The 23,032-nt window shown below is 50.7% G+C and carries 21 protein-coding genes; 5 read left to right on the forward strand and 16 right to left on the reverse strand.

Features of this window, described 5'->3' with window-relative positions; all coding sequences use genetic code 11:
- Nucleotides 1–107 precede the first annotated feature (107 nt).
- Nucleotides 108–608, forward strand: coding sequence for a cyclic nucleotide-binding domain-containing protein (locus GON22_RS04620; RefSeq protein WP_160394937.1), 501 nt, complete (start codon nt 108–110; stop codon nt 606–608).
- A gap of 491 nt (nt 609–1,099) precedes the next feature.
- Here the strand turns inward: GON22_RS04620 and hmpA are convergent, their stop codons facing one another.
- Complete coding sequence (hmpA, locus tag GON22_RS04625; protein ID WP_160394938.1) at nt 1,100–2,338, reverse strand: NO-inducible flavohemoprotein; 1,239 nt, start codon at nt 2,336–2,338, stop codon at nt 1,100–1,102.
- 224 nt (nt 2,339–2,562) lie between these two features.
- Here hmpA and GON22_RS04630 point away from each other — a divergent pair, with 224 nt between their 5' ends.
- On the forward strand, nt 2,563–3,669 hold the full coding sequence (locus tag GON22_RS04630) for a PdaC/SigV domain-containing protein (RefSeq protein WP_160394939.1): 1,107 nt from the start codon (nt 2,563–2,565) through the stop codon (nt 3,667–3,669).
- 66 nt (nt 3,670–3,735) lie between these two features.
- On the opposite strand, the gene GON22_RS04635 is transcribed toward GON22_RS04630, so the two are convergent.
- Nucleotides 3,736–4,113 carry a helix-turn-helix domain-containing protein gene (locus GON22_RS04635; protein WP_160394940.1) on the reverse strand — a complete coding sequence of 126 codons (378 nt, stop codon included), beginning with the start codon at nt 4,111–4,113 and terminating at the stop codon, nt 3,736–3,738.
- Between the two features lie 177 nt (nt 4,114–4,290).
- Here GON22_RS04635 and GON22_RS04640 point away from each other — a divergent pair, with 177 nt between their 5' ends.
- A complete protein-coding gene (locus GON22_RS04640) occupies nt 4,291–4,578 on the forward strand; it encodes a helix-turn-helix transcriptional regulator (protein WP_160394941.1) in 288 nt (95 codons plus the stop codon).
- 166 nt (nt 4,579–4,744) lie between these two features.
- The gene (locus tag GON22_RS04645; RefSeq protein WP_160394942.1) at nt 4,745–5,353 is read left to right on the forward strand and encodes a methyltransferase domain-containing protein; all 609 of its coding nucleotides are present in this window, start codon (nt 4,745–4,747) and stop codon (nt 5,351–5,353) included.
- Between the two features lie 215 nt (nt 5,354–5,568).
- Here GON22_RS04645 and GON22_RS04650 read toward each other — a convergent pair whose 3' ends face one another.
- The 13 genes from GON22_RS04650 to GON22_RS04710 form a co-directional block, all read right to left on the reverse strand.
- Nucleotides 5,569–6,534: an ABC transporter substrate-binding protein gene (locus tag GON22_RS04650; protein ID WP_237179009.1), complete on the reverse strand. Its 966-nt coding sequence runs from the start codon at nt 6,532–6,534 to the stop codon at nt 5,569–5,571.
- Nucleotides 6,535–6,888: 354 nt separating this feature from the next.
- Complete coding sequence (gene cyoD, locus GON22_RS04655) at nt 6,889–7,218, reverse strand: cytochrome o ubiquinol oxidase subunit IV (protein WP_160394944.1); 330 nt, start codon at nt 7,216–7,218, stop codon at nt 6,889–6,891.
- 1 nt (nt 7,219) lies between these two features.
- Nucleotides 7,220–7,840 (reverse strand): cytochrome o ubiquinol oxidase subunit III, encoded by a 621-nt coding sequence (gene cyoC / locus GON22_RS04660; RefSeq protein WP_160394945.1) that lies wholly within the window; start codon nt 7,838–7,840, stop codon nt 7,220–7,222.
- Nucleotides 7,840–9,813 carry a cbb3-type cytochrome c oxidase subunit I gene (locus tag GON22_RS04665; protein WP_160394946.1) on the reverse strand — a complete coding sequence of 658 codons (1,974 nt, stop codon included), beginning with the start codon at nt 9,811–9,813 and terminating at the stop codon, nt 7,840–7,842. Before GON22_RS04665 ends, cyoC begins: the two co-directional genes overlap by 1 nt.
- A gap of 29 nt (nt 9,814–9,842) precedes the next feature.
- Nucleotides 9,843–10,730 carry a ubiquinol oxidase subunit II gene (cyoA, locus tag GON22_RS04670; RefSeq protein ID WP_237179010.1) on the reverse strand — a complete coding sequence of 296 codons (888 nt, stop codon included), beginning with the start codon at nt 10,728–10,730 and terminating at the stop codon, nt 9,843–9,845.
- Between the two features lie 278 nt (nt 10,731–11,008).
- Nucleotides 11,009–11,284 carry a hypothetical protein gene (locus GON22_RS04675; RefSeq protein ID WP_006040191.1) on the reverse strand — a complete coding sequence of 92 codons (276 nt, stop codon included), beginning with the start codon at nt 11,282–11,284 and terminating at the stop codon, nt 11,009–11,011.
- Between the two features lie 152 nt (nt 11,285–11,436).
- Nucleotides 11,437–12,840, reverse strand: coding sequence for a glucuronate isomerase (gene uxaC / locus GON22_RS04680; protein WP_160394948.1), 1,404 nt, complete (start codon nt 12,838–12,840; stop codon nt 11,437–11,439).
- Nucleotides 12,841–12,976: 136 nt separating this feature from the next.
- A complete protein-coding gene (locus GON22_RS04685) occupies nt 12,977–14,161 on the reverse strand; it encodes a response regulator transcription factor (RefSeq protein ID WP_160394949.1) in 1,185 nt (394 codons plus the stop codon).
- A 50-nt stretch (nt 14,162–14,211) separates the two neighbouring features.
- Nucleotides 14,212–16,125 carry a cache domain-containing sensor histidine kinase gene (locus GON22_RS04690; RefSeq protein WP_160394950.1) on the reverse strand — a complete coding sequence of 638 codons (1,914 nt, stop codon included), beginning with the start codon at nt 16,123–16,125 and terminating at the stop codon, nt 14,212–14,214.
- Nucleotides 16,126–16,295: 170 nt separating this feature from the next.
- Complete coding sequence (locus tag GON22_RS04695) at nt 16,296–17,195, reverse strand: carbohydrate ABC transporter permease (RefSeq protein WP_202113078.1); 900 nt, start codon at nt 17,193–17,195, stop codon at nt 16,296–16,298.
- A 34-nt stretch (nt 17,196–17,229) separates the two neighbouring features.
- The gene (locus GON22_RS04700; RefSeq protein ID WP_160394951.1) at nt 17,230–18,120 is read right to left on the reverse strand and encodes a carbohydrate ABC transporter permease; all 891 of its coding nucleotides are present in this window, start codon (nt 18,118–18,120) and stop codon (nt 17,230–17,232) included.
- Nucleotides 18,121–18,219: 99 nt separating this feature from the next.
- Entirely contained in the window at nt 18,220–19,554 is a 1,335-nt protein-coding gene (locus tag GON22_RS04705) for an extracellular solute-binding protein (protein ID WP_160394952.1), read from the reverse strand.
- Nucleotides 19,555–19,804: 250 nt separating this feature from the next.
- A complete protein-coding gene (locus GON22_RS04710; protein WP_160394953.1) occupies nt 19,805–21,121 on the reverse strand; it encodes a deoxyguanosinetriphosphate triphosphohydrolase family protein in 1,317 nt (438 codons plus the stop codon).
- Between the two features lie 192 nt (nt 21,122–21,313).
- Between GON22_RS04710 and GON22_RS04715 the strand changes: the two genes are divergently transcribed.
- The gene (locus tag GON22_RS04715; RefSeq protein ID WP_160394954.1) at nt 21,314–21,466 is read left to right on the forward strand and encodes a hypothetical protein; all 153 of its coding nucleotides are present in this window, start codon (nt 21,314–21,316) and stop codon (nt 21,464–21,466) included.
- Nucleotides 21,467–21,756: 290 nt separating this feature from the next.
- Here the strand turns inward: GON22_RS04715 and GON22_RS25945 are convergent.
- On the reverse strand, nt 21,757–23,032 hold a 1,276-nt coding region (locus GON22_RS25945), incomplete at its 5' end, for a YhgE/Pip family protein (protein ID WP_237179011.1).

Genomic DNA, 23,032 nt, shown 5'->3' on the forward strand with positions numbered 1-23,032 from the left:
TTTATAATTATTATAAACTTATAATTAGTTCAAGTCAATTAGATCAGTTTCGAACCTTCCGCAGAAAAATGTGGATATGCTATGCTAAGAGGCGGAGGTGCTGCATCGTGTGGCTTCATCGCAACGAAGTGTTATTCAGGCAGGGAGAAACCGGTCCCCTGTATCGTATCCAGAGCGGCCTGCTCAAAATCGTGCGCGTCCAAGAGGACGGGCGGCAGCTGCTGCTTAATTTTATCGTTCCCGGCGAAATGATTCCCCATCATTCACTCATCTCGCCCAAAGCTTATCACGGCACCGCCATCGCGCTCACAGCTTGCCAGGTCGAGCCCGTCGCTGCCCCCGAGTGGTACGCGCGGCTTGCTGTCGATGCACCCGCAGCGCTAGATGTTGCCCGCCTGCTCCAAACCAAGCTGCGCATGATGCAGGAGCGCATCGACCAGCTAGCCATGAACAGCCCGGCAGAGAAGCTGGACGCTTTCCGCCATTGGATCGCTGCTTATTTGCCGCCAGATACGGCAATTACGGATCTGCTCACGCAAGAGGAAATCGGCCAATTCCTCTCCATCCGCCGCGAAACAGTCAATCGCCTGCTGCGCGGGGAATGCTGATGCGCAAGGCAGCGAGCGTGGCGGCAAGACAGTGGCATCCCACTGTGCCGTTGCACGGTTTGCAATGACGCATCAGCATTCGTCGCGAACTCACCTTCTCCTCACTCAGATTGCACTAGCGCCTCAGTGTCTCCACCATTTCACCGCTCTCGTTGCACGTTTTGCAACGACACCTCTAGTTAACCATCGCCAACTCACCTTCCCATTGCATTCTGTACAATGGCCTCACCCATCTACCCCGCCACATGTGCTGTCATTGTATTTTGCGCAATGGCACAGTGCGATTTTAGTGTGTTAGCCGCCTAACTAGCCCATCTGGCTCTTTCCCATTGTACAGTGTGCAATGACACATCAATTATCGCCGCTACTGCACCGTCCCCATTGCACGTTCTGCAATGAGGATGCACCCAGCCGGGTGCGCTTCATCTTAGTGCACAAAAAAAGGAGCAGAGATCGCTCTCTCTGCTCCGTTCCGCGTGCTCCGCCCTTGATTACAGCTGCCCAGCCGGACCAAAAAATTCGTACCGAATTCGCTCTGCATCCACGCCTTGCGCACGCAGCGCTTCGACGATCGCGCGCATGAACGCTACCGGACCGCAAATGTAGAATACGCCGTCCGCTGGCGCTTCCGCCGCCAGGTAAGCCGCGTCAATCCGTCCCTCATGGTGGAAGCGCTCCGCTGCCCGGTCTTCCGCCGTCGGGTGCTCATACACGAAGCGCACTTTTGCCCCGCCGCCAGCAATCTGCTTCGCTGTCTCCAGCACCTCATCCCTTAACGCGTGCACGTTGCCATTCACCGCTGCATGCAAGAAAGTAACCGTGCGATGCGGATGCAAACCGCTCTCCGCATCAGCCGCTGCCGCATGCAGCATGCTGACCATCGGGGTCAAGCCGACGCCACCACTCACTAGCACGACAGGGCGGCTATCCTCGCGGTCCATGTAGAAGTCGCCTGCCGGCGCCGACAATTCAAGCACATCGCCCGTCTGCAGCCGCTCATGAATATAGGTCGATACGACACCCGCTTCCTTCGGGCCATCAACTGCTCCATCCTCACGCTTAACCGTCAGCCTGTAGTAAGGCTTGCCTGGCTCGCTCGATAAGCTATATTGGCGGTTAACCGTATAGGGATAACCCGGGATGTCCATCTTCACCGTCACATATTGTCCTGGCTTGAACGACGCGATCCGCCCGCCGTCCTGCGGCACGAGATACAGCGATGTGATAATGTCGCTCTCCGGCTGCTTGCGCTCCACGACGAACGGCCGGAATGCCGCCCAACCGCCGCTAGCTTCCTCTGCCTCGCGATACATCTCCGCCTCAACCCCGATGAACGCATCAGCGATGACGCCATACGCTTCTCCCCACGCACCCAAAATCTCAGGCGTTGCCGCGTCACCCAAAACCTCCGAGATGGCTGCCAGCAAATTTTCGCCAACGATTGGGTAATGCTCGGCGCGAATGCCCAAGCTGCGGTGCTTATGCGCAATTACGCGTACAGCCGGCAAGATCGCTCCCAAATTATCGATATGCGCAGCAGCCGCATAAACCGCATTCGCTAGCGCCTGCTGTTGGCGGCCTTGCTTCTGGTTCGCTTGATTAAACACATGGAGAAGCTCCGGATGTTTCTCGAATAACCTTTTATAAAAATGCTGGGTAATCGCTAAGCCATGCTCTGCTAGTACGGGCACTGTCGACTTAATCGTCGCGATGGTTTGTTGGTTTAACATATAAAATCCGCTCCTCTGCCGATTCAATTAGAATTGCTAATCGAAGTATACCTCCATTGCACTTGGTCCCGGTGTGATTACAATCACACGAGCCGTGAACGCATTGTGACAATACGCACAAACATATCAGGAAAGGCTTTAACTATTTTGTAACTTGTTCTTTCACACTTCCGTCTATTATGAGGTACATAACAAGACTAGTTCTTATTCAGGAGGTTACCCTAATGAAATCGCCATTCAAAATGCTTACGCTCGCTGTAGCCGGATCCTGCCTGCTTGCCATCTCCGCCCCACTTGCCATGGCACAAAACGCTGCCTCATATACGGCCGATACAGGTACAGCTGCCGTTGTGCCAATCGCTCAATCTGCCCAAACCCAAAACATTAAAGTTACAACTAAGCTAATAGAAGAAAAATCCGATACGCTGACGGTCAAGCTGAGCCTCCCTGTCGTAACCGGCATGACAGACACCCATTATCAAGATGAGCTGAACAATAGCGTCGAGCGCCAAGCGACGGACGAATTGGACACACTCAAGAAGCAATCGATCGATGACCAGAAGTCAGCCCAAGAAGCTGGGTATGAATTCCGTCCCTATGACCTTCAAGTCTACTATGAAGTGCATTCCGATGGCAGCGCAGCAACTGGCAGCGTACTATCGTTCGTCACCTACACGTATGAATACACGGGAGGCGCACATGGCAGCACCCTAGCCGATACCTATAATGTAAAGGCAACGCCAGAAGCGAAGCCCATCACGCTCCAGCAAGCGCTGGGGGAAGGCGGGCTAACCAGAGCGAATAATGCGGTCCGCCAGCAAATCCAAACGAGTCCAGAAATGTACTTTTACAATGAAATCGTGGATTTCCAAGGCGTATCCCAGGAGCAGCCGTTCTATATCGAACAAGGAATCACCCATGTTGTTTTCCAACAATATGAGATTGCCCCATACGCTGCTGGAATAATCAACATCGCAGTGACCGATAAAGCAGCGGCTGGACCTTCGGTAACAATAACGAACAAACAAACCGTTGCTGGCCCTTCCGGGTCGAAGCTCGTGCCACTTCGCCTTACAGCAGCAAGCCTTGGCTACAAAATCGCTTGGAACAATAAAACCCATACCGCCGAAGTTTCCCGTGATGCCCAGTGGACAGCCGTTACGCTCAATAAAAACAGCTACTCCCTGAACAAAATGGCGCCAATTAAGCTGAGCGCAGCTCCAAGCCAAATCAAAGGAACACTCTATGTTCCCGCAGACTTTTTCAGCAGCATCCTGAAGCTGAACGTGTCGGCAGATGCCAAAACCGGAGCCATCACGATCAAAGGCTAATAGCATCGCGCAAAACAAATAAAGGGTCGTTTCCCCCTAGCTTCCTGCTAGGAAAGGAACGGCCCTTTATTCATCTTCCAACACTTTCTTCGTCTGTTCGGCAATGCGCATAAACGTCTTGAACGCTTTGGGAGACAATTCCCTCTTAGCGCGAAGAATGAACTGCACTTCCGGCTCATAGAGCGCATTCTCTTCTTTCACCATGCCTGACACCGGCGCAAAACCCGCAAGCATAAGCAGCTCATTGAGGTCGGCACCTTTCAAGGCTTGCCCCAACGCGATCGTAGTATCACGGGAAGGGGAGAATCTGCCTTTCTCAACCGAGCTGATAAAGGAGTAGCTGATGCCGGATTTCTCAGCCAGGTCACGAAGCGACAAGTCGTTCGTCAGCCGTAGCCGCCGAATCGTCTGGCCAAGCTTTTCCTTGTCTTTCCACTCTTCCAAATTGATCACCCACCATTATCTTACATGTTTTGTTTCACAAAACACAATGCTCCTGCCAAAACATGTGCCCCTATTCGAAACATTCGTGTTGTCATTCAACACAAATTCCTGTATATTATACTCATGGGCATTTATGGAACTACTGGCGTTTAATACTTGAATTTGGTGGTGATTATGTTGTCTACTAATGAAGCCGCGATCGGCAATCGCATTTCTCGCATCCGTAAACAGCGTGGCATTACACAGCAACAGCTTGCAGATGCACTTGGCATCGATCGCGCATCTCTATCCCAGATTGAAACTTGTCGCTATTCCCCACGTGCAGAGACCATTCGCAAGCTTTCTGATTTTTTCCAATTGCCTATTGGCGACCTCTTCTTCAATCCCTCGTTGGCAGTAGACCGGGATCGCCTAAGCGACCCACTCGAAGAATCTTTGGAACGCGTCTCTTCCAGTAACCGCTAGCTAAACAACCCCTTTCGGCCAGGAACAATCAGATAAGAAGGGCAAGCACTTTACAAAGTGCCTGCCCTTCTTTCTGTTTAGATTCGATTGTACATTTCCATTTTTTAGTTGACGCTCGATTTGGTATCCATGTAATATGCTAAGAAAACGTCTCGAGGTGACCGAAGTGCACAACATATATACAAGTACAGCCAAATGGTATGATGCTGATAATCGGGCCGTTGTTCAAGCGGACATTCCCTTCTACATCGATCGGGCGCAACAGCTTGGCGGCAACGTGCTCGAATTGGCATGCGGCACTGGCCGCATCACCATCCCTCTCGCTGAAGCAGGCATACCAGTCACAGGGCTGGACTACTCGCCCCATATGCTGGAGGTGCTTCACGGCAAGCTCCAGTCCAAGCCCCAACGAACGAAAGAGCATGTCCGCACTATACAAGGCGACATGACAAGCTTTACTTTCCCGGAGGCATATTCCCTCATCTTCATTCCATTCCGCAGCTTTCAATTGCTAGAGAACGATGAGCAAGCCCTGCAATGCCTCAATAACATCGCTTGCCATCTAGACGATAATGGGCAGTTTATTCTCAATGTATTCCGGCCTGATCAGGGTTTCACTGACACGTGGGTGCGGTTAGAAGAACAGCTGGATTTTGAATCAGAGCTTGCTAATGGCGAGAAAGTGACGAGATCTTCCGTCAAGCGTGCGACACCGAACGCCGCTTGCTGTACACGGACTTTATTTACCGCCTGCATAAGCAAGATGGCACCGTAGAACAATTTCATGATACCATGCGCATGCGGTACTTTTACGGGGATGAATTGCGCGCACTCATTCAAGCTGCTGGATTGGTTATTACCGAAGAATATGGCTGGTACGACGGCTCCCCTGTAGAAGCCGGCCGTGAATATATATTTGTTTGCCGCAAAGCATAAAGAAAGAAGCTCTGCAAACCATCGTTTGCCAGAGCTTCTTCCTTCTTAACGAAGTTATTTCACGGACAGCAAGCTTTCCGTAATGAATGCCAATTGCGCCTCCAACGATACTGGATCATTATACGTATCCGCCTTCGGATTCAGTTGGAACACATGGCCTGCTTTGACGGCAGGGAGCCCTTTCCATACTGCGTTATCATACACTTTGCTTGGATCGCTGTCATCGCCCGACCACGCGCATGTGAAGACGATGTCTCCGGCAAACTCTGGCAGCTTCTCAAGAGAAATATCTGCCCAGCCCGTACCGCTGTCGATCGCTTCCTTCTGCGCTTCTGGAGGAGCCTTCAGCCCAAACTCGCCATAGATGATTTCCCCGCCACGTCCGTAATTGTGCCCGAATACGTACAGCCCTTTCGCATACGGATTAATGATCGAAACGGTTTTGTTGCCTACCGCCTCTTGCACTTGCGGCTTCAGCTCATTTATTTTCTTCTCCCACTGGTCCACCCACGCTTGCGCTTCTTGCCCTTTACCGATCAGCTTGCCAAAATCGAGCATCTGCTCCTTATAAGTCAGCTTGCCATATTCGACTGCAACAACCGGTGCGATTTGCTCCAGCTTGTCGACCCCCTCTGTTCCTGTGTATACAACGATAAGGTCGGGGTTCAGCTCAAGAATTTTTTCCGGGGAAATCGTCTCGCCTAAGTTCTTAACACCGTCCAGCTTGCCTTCAAAATACGGGTTTTGAATCGCGTCCTGGCCTACGCCAACGAGCTTAGCGCCAAGCGCTATGAAGTATCCCGTATTAAAATTGGTCACGTCGACGATACGCTGCGGGTTTTTCGGCACTTGAATATCGCCGTTAGCCGCATGGAATGTAACCTTCTCTCCCTGTCCAGCCGTATCCGTCCCTTCAGCCCTCGCGTCCGATGCCGTCTCGGTTGCTGGCTTGTCTGTGGCAGCAGCCTCTGTCGATTTATTAGCTGAATGGCCACAAGCAGCCAACATAAGCGTGAGCATAAGCATTACTGCTGTAAGTATGTACATCCGTTTAGATTTACGAAAACATGTTGAATATGCAAAAGAGCATCCCTAAAGCCACAATGGCTGGGGACACCCCTGTTTTTGCAATTACAGCGCTGTTAGCGTTTCACTTGCTTGTGCGCGAACGCGGTGTGCGCCGCATTAAGGTGGCATTAGCACGTGCAGCAGCCTGTTCATTGCAGTTCGGAGTCAATTTCATAACTCCAATATGCAATGGCATGCCCCGAACCGCTCGATTATGCACTGCATCTGTACCTATAAATAAAAAAGCTGCCCCAAAAGCCATTAAAAACGACTTTTGGGGCAGCCACTTGCGATAAAATATATGCCTTAATGAGCAACCGTATTGTAAGCCATAATCCAGATCGAGCCTGCTACGACTACAACAAGAATCAAGATGGCGAATAACAACGCCGCGATGTTCCACTTCGCGTTCTCGCCTTCCTTCAAGTGCATGAAGAACCATAGCTGTACAGCAAATTGAAGCACCGCCAGAATGAGAATGAGCACAATCGTGCCAGTCTTGCTCATCAAGTCGTTCATGACGACGACGAGCGGAATGATCGTCAGGACGATCGACATGATGAAGCCGATGACGTAAGACTTCAGCGAGCCGTGGCCGCCTTCATGGCCTGCGCCATGATCGTGATGTTGACCCATCTTACATCACCCCCATCAAGTAAACGACCGTTAGGACGAAAATCCACACGACGTCGAGGAAGTGCCAATACAGGCTAAGCACTTCGACTTTACGCTTCGTAACCGGCGTAATGCCGCGCTTGCGAAGCTGAATCATAAGCCCGATCATCCATACAAGCCCGATCGATACGTGCAAACCGTGCGTTCCTACGAGCGTGAAGAAGGCCGACAGGAAGCCGCTTGTAGCAATCGTTGCGCCCTCATGGTTTACCATCTCAACGAACTCATATACTTCAAGGAAAATAAACGCTGCACCGAGCGCGGCGGTAACGCCAAGCCAAGTGATCAATTGATTTTTCTTGCCAGCATGCATCGCAAGCACTGCAAGCCCGCTCGTGAACGAGCTCGTCAGCAGGATGAATGTTTCAGCGATAACGCCTGGCATTTTGAACAACTCTTCAGCCGTTGGACCGCCAGCCGTATTGTCGCGCAATACGACGTAGACGGCAAACAAGCAACCGAAGATGATAACGTCTGTCATGAGGAATATCCAAAAACCTAGCGTCTTAAGCGATTCCTGATCATGGTGGCCATGATCGTGGTGATCGCCCGCGTGGTTCGCGTGCGAATTCGCATTAGCCATTAGACCGACGCTCCCTTCATTGCCGCTTCTTCCGTTCGTTTGATTTCATCGACCGGGATATAGTAATCCGTATCGTACGAGAACGATCTTGCTAGCATGCAGATTGCAACGCCGGCCATCGAAGGAATTGCCATCCAGAGCCAATCCCATACGAAGCCGAAGCCTGCGCCAAACCAGCATACCGACATGATGAACGGAATAGCCGAGTTTTTCGGCATATGGATCGGTTCGAGCGGCGGTTTCGCTGGCAGCTTCTCGCCCTTAGCAAGCTTCTGCTTCGTTTCCCACCAGTCGTCAACATCCTTCACCTGTGGTTCTGTTGCAAAGTTATAAAGCGGTGCTGGCGATGGAATCGACCACTCCAGCGTGCGACCGTCCCAGAAGTCGCCCGTCGTATCTTTTTTGTGTACCTTGATGCTGTATGCGATCTGCCACACCTGGAAGATGAAGCCGATACCCATGATGAAGCCGCCAATGGTCGAAACCAGGTTAAGCGGTCCCCAGCCCATATCGAAGTCATACGTGTACACCCGGCGAGTCATGCCGTCCAAGCCGAGGAAGTATTGCGGCATGAAGCAGACATAGAAGCCGATATTCCAGAGCCAGAACGCCCATTTGCCAAGACGTTCGTCGAGCGCAAAGCCGAACATTTTTGGCCACCAGTAGTACAGGCCTGCGAAGTAACCGAACACAACACCGCCGATCAACACTTGGTGGAAGTGAGCGATCAGGAAGTAGCTGTTATGGAACTGGAAGTCAGCTGGCGCAACTGACAGCAATACGCCTGTCATGCCGCCGACGATAAAGCAAGGAATGAACGCGATCGTCCAGAGCATTGGCGTCGTGAAACGAATACGCCCTCTGAACATGGTGAACAGCCAGTTGAATACTTTGACCCCTGTCGGGATTGCGATAATCATGGTCGTTACAGCGAAGAAGGCATTGACGTCTGCACCAGAGCCCATCGTGAAGAAGTGATGCGCCCATGTGAAGAAGGACAGAACGGCGATACCGATCATCGCGAATACCATGGAGCCGTAACCAAACAGTTTCTTGCGGGAGAACGTGGCGACGACCTCCGAGAATATGCCGAACGCCGGAACGACGACGATATATACCTCTGGATGACCCCACATCCATATCATGTTGATGTACATCATCGGGTTGCCGCCCGCATCTAAGGTGAAGAAGTGCGCGCCTAGGAACCGGTCCAAAAACAGCAGCGCCATCGTTACCGTCAGAATTGGGAAAGCGAACAAGATCATGAGGCAGCTAGACAGAACAGACCACGTGAACATTGGCATTTTCATCAGCTTCATGCCAGGCGCACGCATCTTCAGAATCGTGACGACAAAGTTGATGCCTGTTGCAAGGGAACCGATACCTGAGATCTGGATGCCCCAAATGTAGAAGTTTTGCCCGACACCCGGACTATGTGACAGCTCCGACAACGGCGGATAAGCAAGCCAACCCGCATCTGGCGAACCGCCAATGATGAACGATACGTTGAACAGCATCGCACCGAAGAAGAACAGCCAGAAGCTTAAAGAGTTCAAGAATGGATAGGCGACGTCGCGCGCGCCGATCTGGAGCGGTACGACGATGTTGAACAAACCGAACATAAACGGCATGGCCATGAACAAAATCATGATAACGCCATGGGTCGTAAATATCGCATTATAGTGCTCTGCGTGCAGGAATTCCGTATTCGGCATTGCGAGCTGAAGCCTCATCAGCAAGGCGTCGACACCGCCGCGGAACAGCATCAGAATCGATGCGATGATGTACATGATGCCGATCTTCTTATGATCGACCGAGGTGAGCCATTCGCGCCAGAGCCATCCCCACTTTTTGAATACGGTGAGGACGAATACGATCGCAATCATGGCGAGCGCTATGCTGACCTGCGCACCGAGAATCATTGGGTCTCCGGTTACGAAGAAATCCGAGAAACTATTTAAGTTTCCCCACATAGTTGCCGCCTCCTTTCATTCAGTCCATTTTATTTAGATTCTTCATTGCCGCCGTGGTGATGTCCCTCACCGACGACATATTTGTTAACGATTTTCTGATGCAGCCCCTCTGGGAACGAGGAGAAGTATTGGCGGTCTGACGAAGATGGCTCTGCCAGCTTCTCATAGCCTTCGAGCGTCAGCTCACTGCCTTTGCTCTTCACTTCATTAACCCATGTGTCGAAGTCAGCATCGCTTGTCGCTTTTACTTCAAACCGCATGTCAGCGAATTGCGGACCGCTGAAGTTAGCGCCCGAACCGAAGTATACGCCTGGCTCATCAGCTTGCAGGTTCAGCGTCATGTCCATGCCGGACATCGTGTACATTTGGCCGCCGAGCTGCGGAATCCAGAACGAGTTCATCGGCGCATCCGACGTCAATTGGAATCGAATCGGACGATCCTCTGGTATTTCAATGTAGTTAACCGTTGCAATACCCTGCTCCGGATACGTGAATAGCCATTTCCAGTCGAGCGACGTTGCTTGAATCACCAACGGCTCTTTGTCCGATTTGAGCGGCTTGGATGGCTCCAGCGCGTACGTATATTTGACCGTCACCACAGCGAGAGCGCCGATGATGATGATTGGGATCGCCCACCATATTACTTCAGCCTTCGTATTATGTGACCAGACTGGCATGTAAGCCGCTTTGTTATCTGGCTTGTCACGATAGCGCCATACGATCCATCCGGCCAGAACGAGCACCGGCACGAGTACAATTAAGCATAGTACCGTCGAAATGACGATCAAATCCCGTTGATCAGCGCCAACCGGCCCTTTCGGATCCAGCACCATCATCGACGTGTCGCAGCCCGATAACATGATCGTCATGATCACGAGCAGCAGCGGAACCGCGTATTTGGTTAGTTTTCTCCGCATGTTTGTCTTCATCTCCTTCATCCGCCCCGAACCTGTCCCCGTTCGGAGGACTTTTCCGAGTCGTTCATATCCGTATCCATACGATAGCAGATAACGTTGCGTTTTAAACCTATGTTTGCAAATACGTCAATTATTATTCTCCATTCTGTAAAACAAAGTTCACGAGATTGACGATTGTTTACTATTTGCAAACAAAAAACCCCTCATACGAGGGGTTAAAAGGAAAACCGCTAAGGTTATGAAACCGTTGGTTGGTCAAATTGTGACGCAATCGGCCGTTAACGGTCGATCTGGTCGTTAGCATTCTGCTCCCGACGTTCGTTCACAAGATGAATCGCTGTGCGAATGACATAAATGTTGACGCTGCCTACTAAGAATCCAATGCCAATCATCAATCCCCAGTTCTGGTCGTTGAATGGCTGCAGGTACATCAAGCAAAGAACAACGCCTACGGTCAGTGCGGCCCAAGCGGCGACTGTCATCAGCCATACAAGTGGGCGGAACCCGCGTTCCGTTGCCTTATGGCTTGAAATCGATGCATTCTTCGTCGTCATGGTGAACACGCTCCTAATCCGAATTAAAAATGAAAGTGCTTTCTTGTTTGTAGTATACCACAAACTCGGAAAAAGTGTTCATATTTTGTTCAATTTTTGATCAAATTTCGGACAAATTTTTTGGAGCGTTTTCCAGTTCCACAAAATGATTATTAAAAATCGAAATATTGCATGGCATTATCGTAGCAAATGCCTCGAATAATCCGGCCAAGCAGCTCATCATCATCGGGAACTTCCCCGTTCTCTACCCATTCACCAAGCAGGTCACATAGTATACGCCGGAAATATTCATGGCGTGTGTACGATAAGAAGCTGCGAGAATCGGTCAACATGCCGACGAATCGGCCGAGCAGCCCTAAGTTGGCTAGCGTCTTCATCTGATGAATCATTCCATCCTTCGTATCGTTGAACCACCAAGCAGCGCCGAATTGGATTTTGCCTGGAATGCCTCCGCCTTGGAAGCTGCCCATAATAGTGCCAATCACATAATAATCGTTAGGATTAAGTGAGTAAAGGATCGTGCGCGGCAGCTTATTATCCAAGTCCAGCTCACCTAGCAGATGCGCCAGCCCGTAAGCAACTGAACCATCATTAATGGAATCAAAGCCTGTATCCGGCCCTAATTGGCGGAACAACCGCGGGTTATTGTTGCGTGCCGCATTGACATGCAGTTGCATCGCCCAGCCGTGCTCAGCATACCGCCGCCCAATATGCAGCAAAGTGAACGTTTTATATTTGGCTTCGGCTGCTTCACTAACCGCTTCCCCTCGCAATGCGGCAGCGAATGCCTCTGACGCCTCTTCGGCTGTCGCATTCGCATACATCAGCTTATCAATCGCGTGGTCGGAAACCCGGCAGCCCACCTCATGGAAAAACGCAATGCGCGAGTCCAATGCGCTGAGCAACTGCCCGTAGGATTCAATTGCGTGGCCTACTGCATTAGACAATTGAGCGATCCAACCGATGAACGTATCTCGATTCAGCTCCAATGCTTTATCCGGGCGGTAGGAAGGCAGTACCTTTACATCGTTAAAATCGCCATCTTGTTGAAGCTTAATATGATACTCCAGCGTATCGGCTGGATCATCCGTCGTGCAGATCACTTTCACATTTGACTTGCGAATCAGGTCGCGTGCGCCAAATCCCTCACCGCTTAACTGTTCATTTGCCTTCTGCCAGATCGCTGGGGCGTTCTTTTCATTGATGATATCCTCAATGCCGAAATATCGCTGCAGCTCTAAATGTGACCAATGGTATAACGGATTGCCGATTGCCATTGGCAATGTGCTTGCATAAGCTAAAAACCGGTCATAATCATCTGCCGGTCCTGTAACGAGATGCTCTGGAGCCCCGTTCGCCCGCATTGCGCGCCACTTATAGTGGTCCCCACTTAACCAAGCCTCTGTAAGATTATTAAAGCGTTTATTCTCATAGATTTCTTGGGGGCTAAGATGGCAATGATAGTCGATAATGGGCAATGGCTTGGCATGTTGCTCATATAACCGCACTGCAGTGTCCGTACGAAATAAGAACTGCTCGTTCAAAAAAGGCTTCATTATATAGAAACCGTCCCTTCTCATACTAATTGATGCTAGTTTACCTTATTCGATAAGTAATAACAACGTTGTTATTTTATAATAGATGAAAAGCCCCTGCTCCGCATCAATGGCTTTGCTGAGGCTGAATCTTATGTCATTGGATTGGCTCCCCCTGTACAGCTCCTTGCTGCCGAAACTCAGTTGGCGTCACGTTAAACCGCTTGCGGAACAGCTGCGAAAAATGGCGCATATCCTGATAGCCAATTCGTTCGGCAACCTCCGCCAGCTTTAGGCTCGGATTATGGAGCAGCCGCTTCGCTTGTTCCATTCGCAGCTGAATAACAAAGTCCTTATAGCCTTGGCCCGTCTTCTGTTTGAACAGTTGGCTGAAGTAGACGGGATTAAGGAAGACGACCGATGCGACCTTCTCCAGCGATAAGTCCTCTCGGAAATGCGACTTGATATATTGGATAGCTGTCTCGACCGCACGGTCGCTGCCGCGCTCATCCTGCTCGTACACCTGTGTGTCAGACGCTTGGCGGAGCCGCCTGATCTCTGCCGGCACGTTGCGGAAGTCGATGATGAGCCCTGAGTGCATCACTTGGAACGGAACCCGCAAATATTTGCGCAGATGCGTCTTTAGCTCCGTAAGAAGAGGCATTAGATTTTTCTCCTCATTTAACGTAACCACACCAATTAAGCTCTGCGCATCATAACTGACCACAAATCCATGGCCGAACCGTTCGATGAGCTCAGACATGACATTCTCAATAATAAAATGCTCCAAGTGAACCTGGCGGTCCGCATCCATCTTCACCATGATAAGATTAAACGATGGATACTCATCCGAGAGCGGCTTCATATCGAAGTTGCCGATATCCAGCCCCGCCACCCAACGTTGGAATACAGCTTCACGCAAATACTTAATATTCGAGCCAAGCTGCCGCGCTTCACGCGTCTGCTCTGAATCGCGGCGCAGCTCCTCGCCTATTAACTCAATCAACTCAATGACACGCTCTTTGCCGATGGGCTTTAACAAATAATCACGCGCACCTAAGCGAAGCGCTTCCTGTGCATAGGCAAACTCCGACTTTGCCGAAATAAACACCCATCGCACATGCGGATGCCGGGGCTTCGATACTTTCATCAGCTCAAGCCCTGTCATGCCAGGCATCATAATGTCACTTAGGACAAGATCAATTGATTCATTGCGCAACTGCTGCACCGCTTCGTCTGGGGAAGCAGCGAGCCAGATCCGATAGTTAGGGAAACGGTTCTGTATGGTGCGCTTTATGCCGCTTCGTATAATATTCTCATCATCCACGATTAAAATATTCATCGCAGTCGTTCATCCTTTCCTATCCTTTACTTGCTGCTGCTTCTTACGAGTTATGCCCGTGGCGGCAGCGGAAGGGTAACTTTAATGGTCGTTCCTTTGCCAAGTACACTATTTACAGTTAAGCCATACGATTCACCATGCATAAGTACCAATCGATGATGCACATTAGCAATGCCAATCCCCCTGCGCCCTTTCGATGCAATTGCGGTGGCATTGTTTGTTTCCTGCCCTAGCGCCATTTGCAGTTGAATCAACGCGTTATGCTCGATGCCAACGCCATTGTCGGCAATTGTAATGTGCAGGCGCTGCCCGTCGACCTCTGCATGCAAAGACAGCCGGCCTGGCCGCAATGCAGGTTCCAGCCCATGCTTAACCGCATTCTCGATGATCGGTTGCAGCGTCATCTTCGGCATAGGCACGTCAAGCCATTCAGCTTCCACATCAATATCCGCAGTTAACCGGTCTTCCAGCCTTGCTTCAATAATGGTGAGATAATGCCGAATTTGCTCCAGTTCTTCCCCGAGCGTAGTAGGCAAATCTTCGTTCCAATGGCTGCTGTATTGGAACATATGCGACAGGGACAATACGATGCTGCCTAACCGGCTGTTCTCCTGCTCGTCCAACATCCAATAGATCATATCAAGCGTGTTGTATAAGAAATGAGGATTCACTTGCGATTGCAGCGCCTGCAGCTGGGCCTGTTTCTCCCGGGCAGATGTTTCCTTCTCCCGGTTAATTAAATCGTCCATGCGCAGCACCATTTGATTAAAGGATGCAACCAGAATATCAATTTCCTCATAAGAGGACTTTGTCTGCACGGATCCCCTGAAATTGCCGACCTCAACCTGCCTCATCTCTTGGACGAGCCGCTTAACAGGCGATGTGATGGTACGGGAAATAAAGGTCGCAATCGCGATCGAGACGATGACGAGAACCGAAACGACGATAACAAAATAATGTTTGGTCTGATCCAGCTCGACATTCAAATCTTTATCCGGCGTCCGGCTGACGAAGGTCCAATCAACCTCTGTCGCCTTCGAAGCTACTACAAGATCCTGTTTGCGATTCTCAAAAGTAACTTCCCCTGCACTAATGCGATTATCCATCGTCTGCAGCAGTTCCCTAGCTTCCTTTGCTGTCGAATAGTTATCGGTTTTGATGTCTGTCCCTGAATCAGCTGCACTCGTCATTGCGGTCTCCAAGGAATTCGGCGTACGCGTCCCCATCTCCGCATGAATGCTCCAAGGCACCTCCGCTGCCGTTTCTAAATTATCAGAAGCAAGCAATCGGCCATCCTCTGATAAAATAAATGTTTCACTGTTCGGGCCAAGCCGCATATTCGTTAATGCTGAAATAACCGGTTGTACGTTCACCTGAAACAGCAAGACGCCAATTGGCTTATGCTCAGTCAGATCATAGAGCTGGCGGCCGTAGGCGAATACAGGCTCGTTCACTGTCTGGTCTGTCAGCGAGTGCTTAAACACGCCCAACCAAACCATGTCGCCATCTGACTGTTTAATCCGCGTATACCAATCCCTGTAGCTAAAATAAGGGTCCACGGTATTCATGTAATTGCCGTAGTTGTATACGGCGCCAGATGGAGAGAACACATGAATCGAAACGATATCTTCCCTCGAATAAAATAAGGTGCCTAGTATGTTCGTAATAGCCCGTTCATTAATGATAGCCAGTGCTGGATTATCTTCATGCTTCTCGCGCAGCTTGCGAAGCAGGTCGGAGTTGCCGATTAGCGACTTAGACAAGCTGTTATAGCTATCTAACAGCAAGTCATACACTTGCATCGTCTGCCGAACGTTTTTCTCAGCGATCTCCGTTACCTTATCATGATACTGGTCAGTCGCCCGCTGATAATACAAATAGCTGACAACAGAAAGCAAACTTACCATACTAACTAGCAGCAGTATAAATAGTCTCGTGCGTATGGATCGAAAACCGCGAATCATGACATTGCCCCCATGAAATAGTTAACATTGCTTTCATCATATCACAGAACTGAGCGATAATTAGGCGCTTGCGTGTTTGCCGAACAGCAGGAAACCTCCGGACGCAGCATACACTGCGACCCGGAGGCTTGAAATACGATTCGATTGGGGAATCAAATGACGAATAAAGCTTAACCTTTTACTGCACCTGCAGTCATGCCACTCGTAATTCTCTCCGAGAGAATGAAGTACATGATAATAACAGGCAATGCGCCGAGTACGAGATAAGCGCCGATTGCGCCATAGTTCGCCGAGTATTGGCTCACGAAGCTGTTTACACCGAACGGCAACGTTTTGAACTTCTCAGACGAAATAAATGTCGCAGCAATAATGTACTCATTCCAAATCGTGATGAAGGTTAGAATACATACCGTCATAATCGGCGGAATCGTGATTGGCAAGATGATGCTGCGGAAAGTCTTGTAGACCGATGCGCCATCCATATGCGCCGATTCTTCAATTTCATGTGGAATCGTCCGCATAAAGCCACTCAGAATGAACACGGCAATTGGTGTCTGATAAGCCACATATGGCAGAATTAACGACCAGTGCGTATTAAGCACTTGCCAGTTGAATACATCTTTCATGCTTTTGAAAATAAGCATGAGCGGCAACAACGTGGATTGTAGCGGCAACGTCAAGCCAGCCAAGAAGAGCAGAAGAACGGCATTGCCCCACTTCCACTTAAACCGAGTAATCGCATATGCCACCATACTGCTGAGTACAATAACAGACGTCATAGTTACAACCGTTACGAAAACGCTGTTTTTGAGATATTTCAAGTAATTTGCATTCCATGCTGACTCATAGTTGCTCCATTGAAGCGCATGTGGCAGAGAGAAAAATTTTCCAGACAATATTTCCTCATTGTTTTTCAGGGAATATATAACGAGCCACAGCAGTGGATACAACTGCGTCACAAGTAGAATGCCAAACAGTGCGAAGGCAATCGTTTTACCGACCGTAAAACGACGCTTGCTTGCACCGGCGGATGCCGGGCTAGCCGCAGCCGATTTGAGCGCTTCAGCCATAATGCATAACTCCTTTCACGAGCGGTTCTTGGCGTTAGTCAAACTTTTTTTCAAGTCCGCGGAACAGAAGGTTAATAACAACAGTAGCAATTAAGCACACGAGAACGAGCACTGTTGCAATTGCGCTGCCGTAACCGTATTTCATCGACAGGAAGGACATGTTGTACATATGCGTTGCGATAACGTCCGTCGCATGCGCTGGACCGCCGCCCGTCATGACCATGATCATGTCGAAGGATTGAAGGGAACCAATGAAAGAAAGGATAATCGATATTTTGAATATCGGGACCACCAATGGGAACGTAATGTAACGGTCTGCTTTGAATCCGTCCGCTCCATCAATCTTGGCTGCCTCGTAAATTTCGCTTGGAATGTTTTGAATACCTGTGAATTGAATAAGCAAATGGTAACCAAGATATTGCCATAAAGCCACAAAATAGAGTGCATACATCGCGAAATCTGGATCAGAGAGCCAATTGTGCGTCCAGCTGTGCAAGCCGAGCGAATCTAACACTTGGTTGATCATACCGCCGAGTGAAGCTGGGTTGTAAATCGTTTTCCAGAGCTGGCCAATAATGACGACAGACAAAATTACAGGTACAAAGTAGCTAGAAACCAAGAAATTCGGCTTCTTAATGAAACGGTTGAGCAGAATAGCCAAGCCTAAGCAAATTGGAATCTCAAGCATGGAGAATACCGCGAACAACAGCGTATGGCGAACAGCTGGCCAAAACACTTTGTCTTTAGTAAACAGTTCTACGAAATTGTCCATACCGACAAATTTCTTTGCTCCGATCCCATTCCATTCCAACGTACCGTTATACAAGTTAAGGGCAATCGGGATAAATACAAGGCTTACGTATATCAGTAAGCATGGGAGCACGAATACGGCGATTGTCCGTGCGGGCACCTTGAGCGCATTCATGGGGTTCGCCTCCTTGAATCAAGTGTGGCGCATAGAAGAAAGGGAACGACTAGCGCTCCCTTTCGCAAGCGTCTATGCGAGTGCGGATTGCTCCGTCACTTATTTGTTGCTTTCGAACGCCGTTTGGTGTTCTTGTGCTACTGCTTTAGGATCAACTTGTTGTACGAACAGGTTTTGGATGCTCGTCAAGTGAACTTGGGACGTACTAGGGTTCATCGTGTTATCGAACGACAGGTCGCCGCCTTTAACATTTCCTTTAAGTGCTGCTACTTCCATTTGCAGGTTGGAGTATCCAGCTGCTTTGAAATCGCCGTCAACTTTTTGTGCGATGGATACTGCGTTTTTCATATCGAACGATACTTTAGGGTATTGCGACATGAAGTAGTGCAAGAAGTCTTTTGTCTCAGCAAGGTGCTTGCTGTTAGCGGAGATTGCGAATGCGGAACCCGGAGCGAGCATGTACTCGTTAGGGTCGCCTTTGCCTTCAACCGTTGGGAATTGGAATACGCCTACGTCAGGGCCAACTTCAGATGCGTCGATTGCGCCCGTTGCCCACGTACCCATGAAGTACATAGCCGATTTGCCTGTTTTGAACAAGTTTTCGCCAGCGTTGTAGTCCATTGACGTTGCGCCGTCTTGGAATGCGCCTGCTTGAACCAGTTTCTCGAAGTTCGCTACAGCGGATTCGAATCCTGGATCGTTGAACGTTTTCTTGCCGTCTACTACGTCTTTCAGGAAGCCTGGGCCGCCGTTCGTACGGAGCAACGTGTTCATGAACAAGAACGAGCCTGTCCAAGTATCTTTTTCGCCGATAACCATTGGCGTGATTTTTTTGTCTTTCAGTGTTTTAACGTCTGCGAGCAGCTCTTCGAACGTTGTAGGCGTTTTAGTGATGCCTGCATCTGCAAACAGTTTTTTGTTATAGAACACAACTGCGACGTTGTTGCCGTCTGGCAGAGCGTATACGTTGTTGTCGAAGCTGTAGAAGTCCAAGATGCCTTCTTGGAACGTGTCTTTCAGGCCATCCTTGTCCAGCATGTCGTTCAGTGGAGCGAACAAGCCAGCGTCTACGAAAGGCTTCATTTGAGCTGCCGGGTTCACGATTGTGATGTCTGGCACTTCTTTAGAAGCAGCTTGCGTTTTGAGCTTCAGCTTTTGTTGGTCCGTGTTAAGCGAGTCAAGCTCGATTTTCACGTTCGTGTGATCTTTTTGGTATTGATCAACGATTTGTTTCATGATTTTGTAAGAAGGCGTTTCTGGGTCTGGGTAAATATTCTGGAACGTGATTGTTACGTTCTCAGCTTTAGGCGTCGTTTCCGTGCCAGCCTCAGTACCTTTGTTGTCTTCTTCTTTCGAGCTGCTTCCGCAAGCTGCGAGGCTCAGCGTCAGGGCGCCGGCTAGTGCAAGGTTCATCCATTTCAAGCTTTTACGCATTTGTTGATTCCCCCTTGTTTGGTGTGTCTTTATTATGCCTTTTAGCCCTAATGGCATACAATGTGCGAACTTAAGGACATAGGTTTGTGTTTTCAAGGTGGTGAAATCTAGATTTCACACACAAATTGATCCCAATGAAGTGGAATACAGCCGATTCGTGCAGGCAAAAAAAGAGCGCCAAAGGTCCCGTCCGGCCAGCTAATACTGACCGTGGAACCATTGGCGCCGTAAGGCTTTCGGGCTTTAGGAACTAATCCATCTCATAAATAGAGCCCGTTTTGCTGGCATATAACTCATTGTACACTTTCGATGCATAAGCATCCGTCATGCCGGAAATATAGTCGGCAATAAATCTCGGCCATGACCAATGCGCCGCATGCCGGCCGAAGCTCTCGATCCAATCCGGAGGCAAAATAAGGCGCCCGCGATCGGGATCCTGGAAGCTCTCCCATAATCGGCGAATCATAATTTCGCTGCGCATTTGGAGCCGCTGCACTCGAAAATCTTTAATTAAGGTGACCCACGCCAGCTTCTTCAAAATCTCCATCGTCCGCAGCAATTCAAGATCTTCCGCTCCATCGCGCACGAACGTGACACGCTTCCAGCCTCTTGCAGGATCGTCGATAATGCCAACTCTTCCAGCGAACGTGCTAACCCATCTTGCCTTCATCTCGCGCCGGGTGCGGGAAGATTCGCGCTCGCATTGCATGTAGAGTTCCTCCCATTGCTGGAGGTAATCATCCATCGCCTTGCGGCACATCGCCCGCATGTCGACCTCATGCCAGCGCAGGTCGCCGTTGCCTTGGTCAACTGTAATTTCATGCATGAGGTGGTCGACCAATCGCTCATCTTCGAAAAATGTCCGGTTCATCTGAATTTTGCCTGCACGAATCCCGTCTTCAATATCATGGGTCGAATAGGCAATGTCATCGCATAAATCCATCAGCTGCGCTTCCAGCGTAGAGCAGCCCGCTGGCATCTCCCATAAATCCCGAATATAGCTGATGCGCGCCCATTCTTCGCTATATACCCCTTTTAATCGCCCAGCATCATCAATGCAGAAAGGGTATTTGTTGACGCCCAGCAGCACGGATGCTGTCAGGTCAAGGCCGCTGCCGCTGCCAGCGCGCTTCTCAAGAAACATCAGAATGCGGAAGTTTTGCGCGTTTCCTTCATATTTCATGCCATATGACTCAGCGAGCAGCTGATGCAGCACTTCTTCTCCCTTGTGCCCAAATGGAGGATGCCCGAAATCATGGGCGAGCGCAGCGCATTCCACCACTGTCGGGTCCAGAAGCAGCCCTGGATGCTCACGCCGGCTTAAGAAAGCATACTGCTTGCCCAGCCGCCGGGAAACTTCCCGCGCGATCTGTGACACCTCTAGTGAATGGGTCAATCGGGTGCGATAATAATCGCCCGAGCCCGCACCGAACACTTGCGATTTGCCCTGCAACCGGCGAAATGCCGGGGATTGGATCAGTCTCGCATAGTCTCTCTCAAATTCTTCCCGTTCCTCGCTGAATGTCCCGATTGCCGGTTCATCCAGCCGCAGCTTCCGCAAGTCCATGCCATCGCCTCCTGCCTATACCGCGCCAGTGTGATCATCTTGTTTCATCTACTCTATGTTATCTTTATTCACATTGTCAAAGGTACTTCAGCATCTATTTCCGAACATCACGCAGGGAGTCCCTCAATATATGCATGTACAAGTGCAGGTATGCAGGGCGGGTGCAGGCGGCTGTGGCGATAGCTGACGGATATGCAGACGGATATGCAGACGGATGGGCGGACGGATGGCTACGATAGCGGGCGGATGGGCGGGCAGATACAACACGGCGATAACTGGCGAATATGCAGACGGAAGGCCGCAATAGCGGGCGGATGGGCGGACGTCGCGACGGCAACTGGCTGATGCGGTAACTAGGGCATTTTCCGAAACCCCGTTGTCCGATCTGCCGGTCTGGGGACACCCTTTTGTTCTAACGGACCTCAGAGCCTCTATCCCCCCTCCAAAAGTGCCTATTGAAATGTAACGGACTCCATAGCCGTTATTTAGCTATTTCTCTTCCTTATGGGGGAGATAATGGCCAAATAACGGCCCCTCGGTCCGTTAGAACGCAAATGCGCCTGATTTTGATCAAATAAGGTCTGCTCGGTCCGTTAGATTTTCTAGGATGAGCGAGGCACACCATGGTATACAGTTTAATGAAGCAACCCTCCGCGCTTCGCTCGCTCCAGCATGCCGTGGGCAAGGCGATTGACCGGTGATTTCAACACCAACCCGATGGCTAAGAACAGCGCAACGAAGATCGCCAGGCGCTGCATATCGCGATAAACGACCTCCCAGATGACACCGCCTACTGCCTCGCGCATCATACTGATGGCGTAAGTGAACGGAAGGTACGGATAAATGTTGCGGAAGAACGGTGGAGCAACTTGAATCGGAAACGTGCCTCCAGAGCCCCCTAGCTGCAAGACAAGCAATATGACTGCCATTGCTTTGCCAACATTGCCGAACACAGAAACCAGCGTGTAAACCATGAGCATAAACACGGCAACGACGAACAGGCCGAACAAAACAAACAGCGTAGGCTCTGCCGCGTATGTGCCTAGCACATACAGGTCGCCAAGTGTAACGAGTGCAGATTGTACGAGCGCAATCGTTACAAAAGTTAGAAAGCGGCCGAGAAATACGGCGCTGTCTTGCTGCCATCTCGCCGCCCGGATTTGCCTGGGCTGTGGGCGCAAAGGCGTTCGGGAAACGGCTGCACTGGAGTTCGAGGAGGGCCGATGCCCTCCTTCATGCTTGGAATGGCGGCCGCCAGCAGCATCATCCGAACCATGGGCCTCTACGGAAAGCAGCGATACGAGCAGCGTTGCCCCTACCCAGAGCGATAGCGTCGTGAAGAAGGGCGACATCGCCGAGCCATAATTGGGGATCGGGAACAGCTTATTTTCTTTCAGCACAACGGGCTCGGCAAAAAATGCACTCTCCTTCCCGTAATCATTGCGCAGCAGCTCGATAATAGCCTGAAGATCCGCCTGCTTCTCCAGCTGGCGTATGTCATGATTAACCTGGAGCAGCTTCGCCTTCGCGCTCGGGAATGCCTGCTTGATGGCGGCGGCTTCCTTGGCGCCGGCATCAAGCGCTTGCGCCGCTCGGCTGAGCGTGCCGCCGACGGCAGGCAGCTCCGCTGCCGCCTTGGCGAGCAGCTGCTGCGCGCTCGCCGCCGTGCGCGAGGCCTCGCCGAGCGCCTCACGCACGGCTGGCGCAATGTCCGACGCATAGCGGTCGGACAGTTGCGCCAGCGCATCAGCTGCGCGGCGCGTACGCTCGCGCAGCTTCGCGAGCGCCGCCGCCGGCAGCGGCTTGCCAGCGGCGGCCGCGGCTTCGAGCTGCGCAGCTAGCGCTGGCAGCGCAGCGAGCCGCTCGGCTTGCGCGAGCAGCTGCGCGCGCGCGTCGCGGAGCGCGCTCGCC

Origin of the sequence: Paenibacillus sp. MMS18-CY102, assembly GCF_009789195.1 — a bacterium.
Classification (GTDB): Bacteria; Bacillota; Bacilli; order Paenibacillales; family Paenibacillaceae; genus Paenibacillus_T.

What these genes read in the sequence shown, in the direction of transcription:
- hmpA (WP_160394938.1), bottom strand. Translation starts at nt 2,338, where the DNA reads ATGTTAAACCAACAAACCATCGCGACGATTAAGTCGACAGTGCCCGTA.
- GON22_RS04630 (WP_160394939.1), top strand. Translation starts at nt 2,563, where the DNA reads ATGAAATCGCCATTCAAAATGCTTACGCTCGCTGTAGCCGGATCCTGC.
- GON22_RS04650 (WP_237179009.1), bottom strand. Translation starts at nt 6,534, where the DNA reads ATGCTCACGCTTATGTTGGCTGCTTGTGGCCATTCAGCTAATAAATCG.
- cyoD (WP_160394944.1), bottom strand. Translation starts at nt 7,218, where the DNA reads ATGGGTCAACATCACGATCATGGCGCAGGCCATGAAGGCGGCCACGGC.
- cyoC (WP_160394945.1), bottom strand. Translation starts at nt 7,840, where the DNA reads ATGGCTAATGCGAATTCGCACGCGAACCACGCGGGCGATCACCACGAT.
- GON22_RS04665 (WP_160394946.1), bottom strand. Translation starts at nt 9,813, where the DNA reads ATGTGGGGAAACTTAAATAGTTTCTCGGATTTCTTCGTAACCGGAGAC.
- cyoA (WP_237179010.1), bottom strand. Translation starts at nt 10,730, where the DNA reads ATGCGGAGAAAACTAACCAAATACGCGGTTCCGCTGCTGCTCGTGATC.
- GON22_RS04675 (WP_006040191.1), bottom strand. Translation starts at nt 11,284, where the DNA reads ATGACGACGAAGAATGCATCGATTTCAAGCCATAAGGCAACGGAACGC.
- uxaC (WP_160394948.1), bottom strand. Translation starts at nt 12,840, where the DNA reads ATGAAGCCTTTTTTGAACGAGCAGTTCTTATTTCGTACGGACACTGCA.
- GON22_RS04685 (WP_160394949.1), bottom strand. Translation starts at nt 14,161, where the DNA reads ATGAATATTTTAATCGTGGATGATGAGAATATTATACGAAGCGGCATA.
- GON22_RS04690 (WP_160394950.1), bottom strand. Translation starts at nt 16,125, where the DNA reads ATGATTCGCGGTTTTCGATCCATACGCACGAGACTATTTATACTGCTG.
- GON22_RS04695 (WP_202113078.1), bottom strand. Translation starts at nt 17,195, where the DNA reads ATGGCTGAAGCGCTCAAATCGGCTGCGGCTAGCCCGGCATCCGCCGGT.
- GON22_RS04700 (WP_160394951.1), bottom strand. Translation starts at nt 18,120, where the DNA reads ATGAATGCGCTCAAGGTGCCCGCACGGACAATCGCCGTATTCGTGCTC.
- GON22_RS04705 (WP_160394952.1), bottom strand. Translation starts at nt 19,554, where the DNA reads ATGCGTAAAAGCTTGAAATGGATGAACCTTGCACTAGCCGGCGCCCTG.
- GON22_RS04710 (WP_160394953.1), bottom strand. Translation starts at nt 21,121, where the DNA reads ATGGACTTGCGGAAGCTGCGGCTGGATGAACCGGCAATCGGGACATTC.
- GON22_RS04715 (WP_160394954.1), top strand. Translation starts at nt 21,314, where the DNA reads ATGCAGACGGATATGCAGACGGATGGGCGGACGGATGGCTACGATAGC.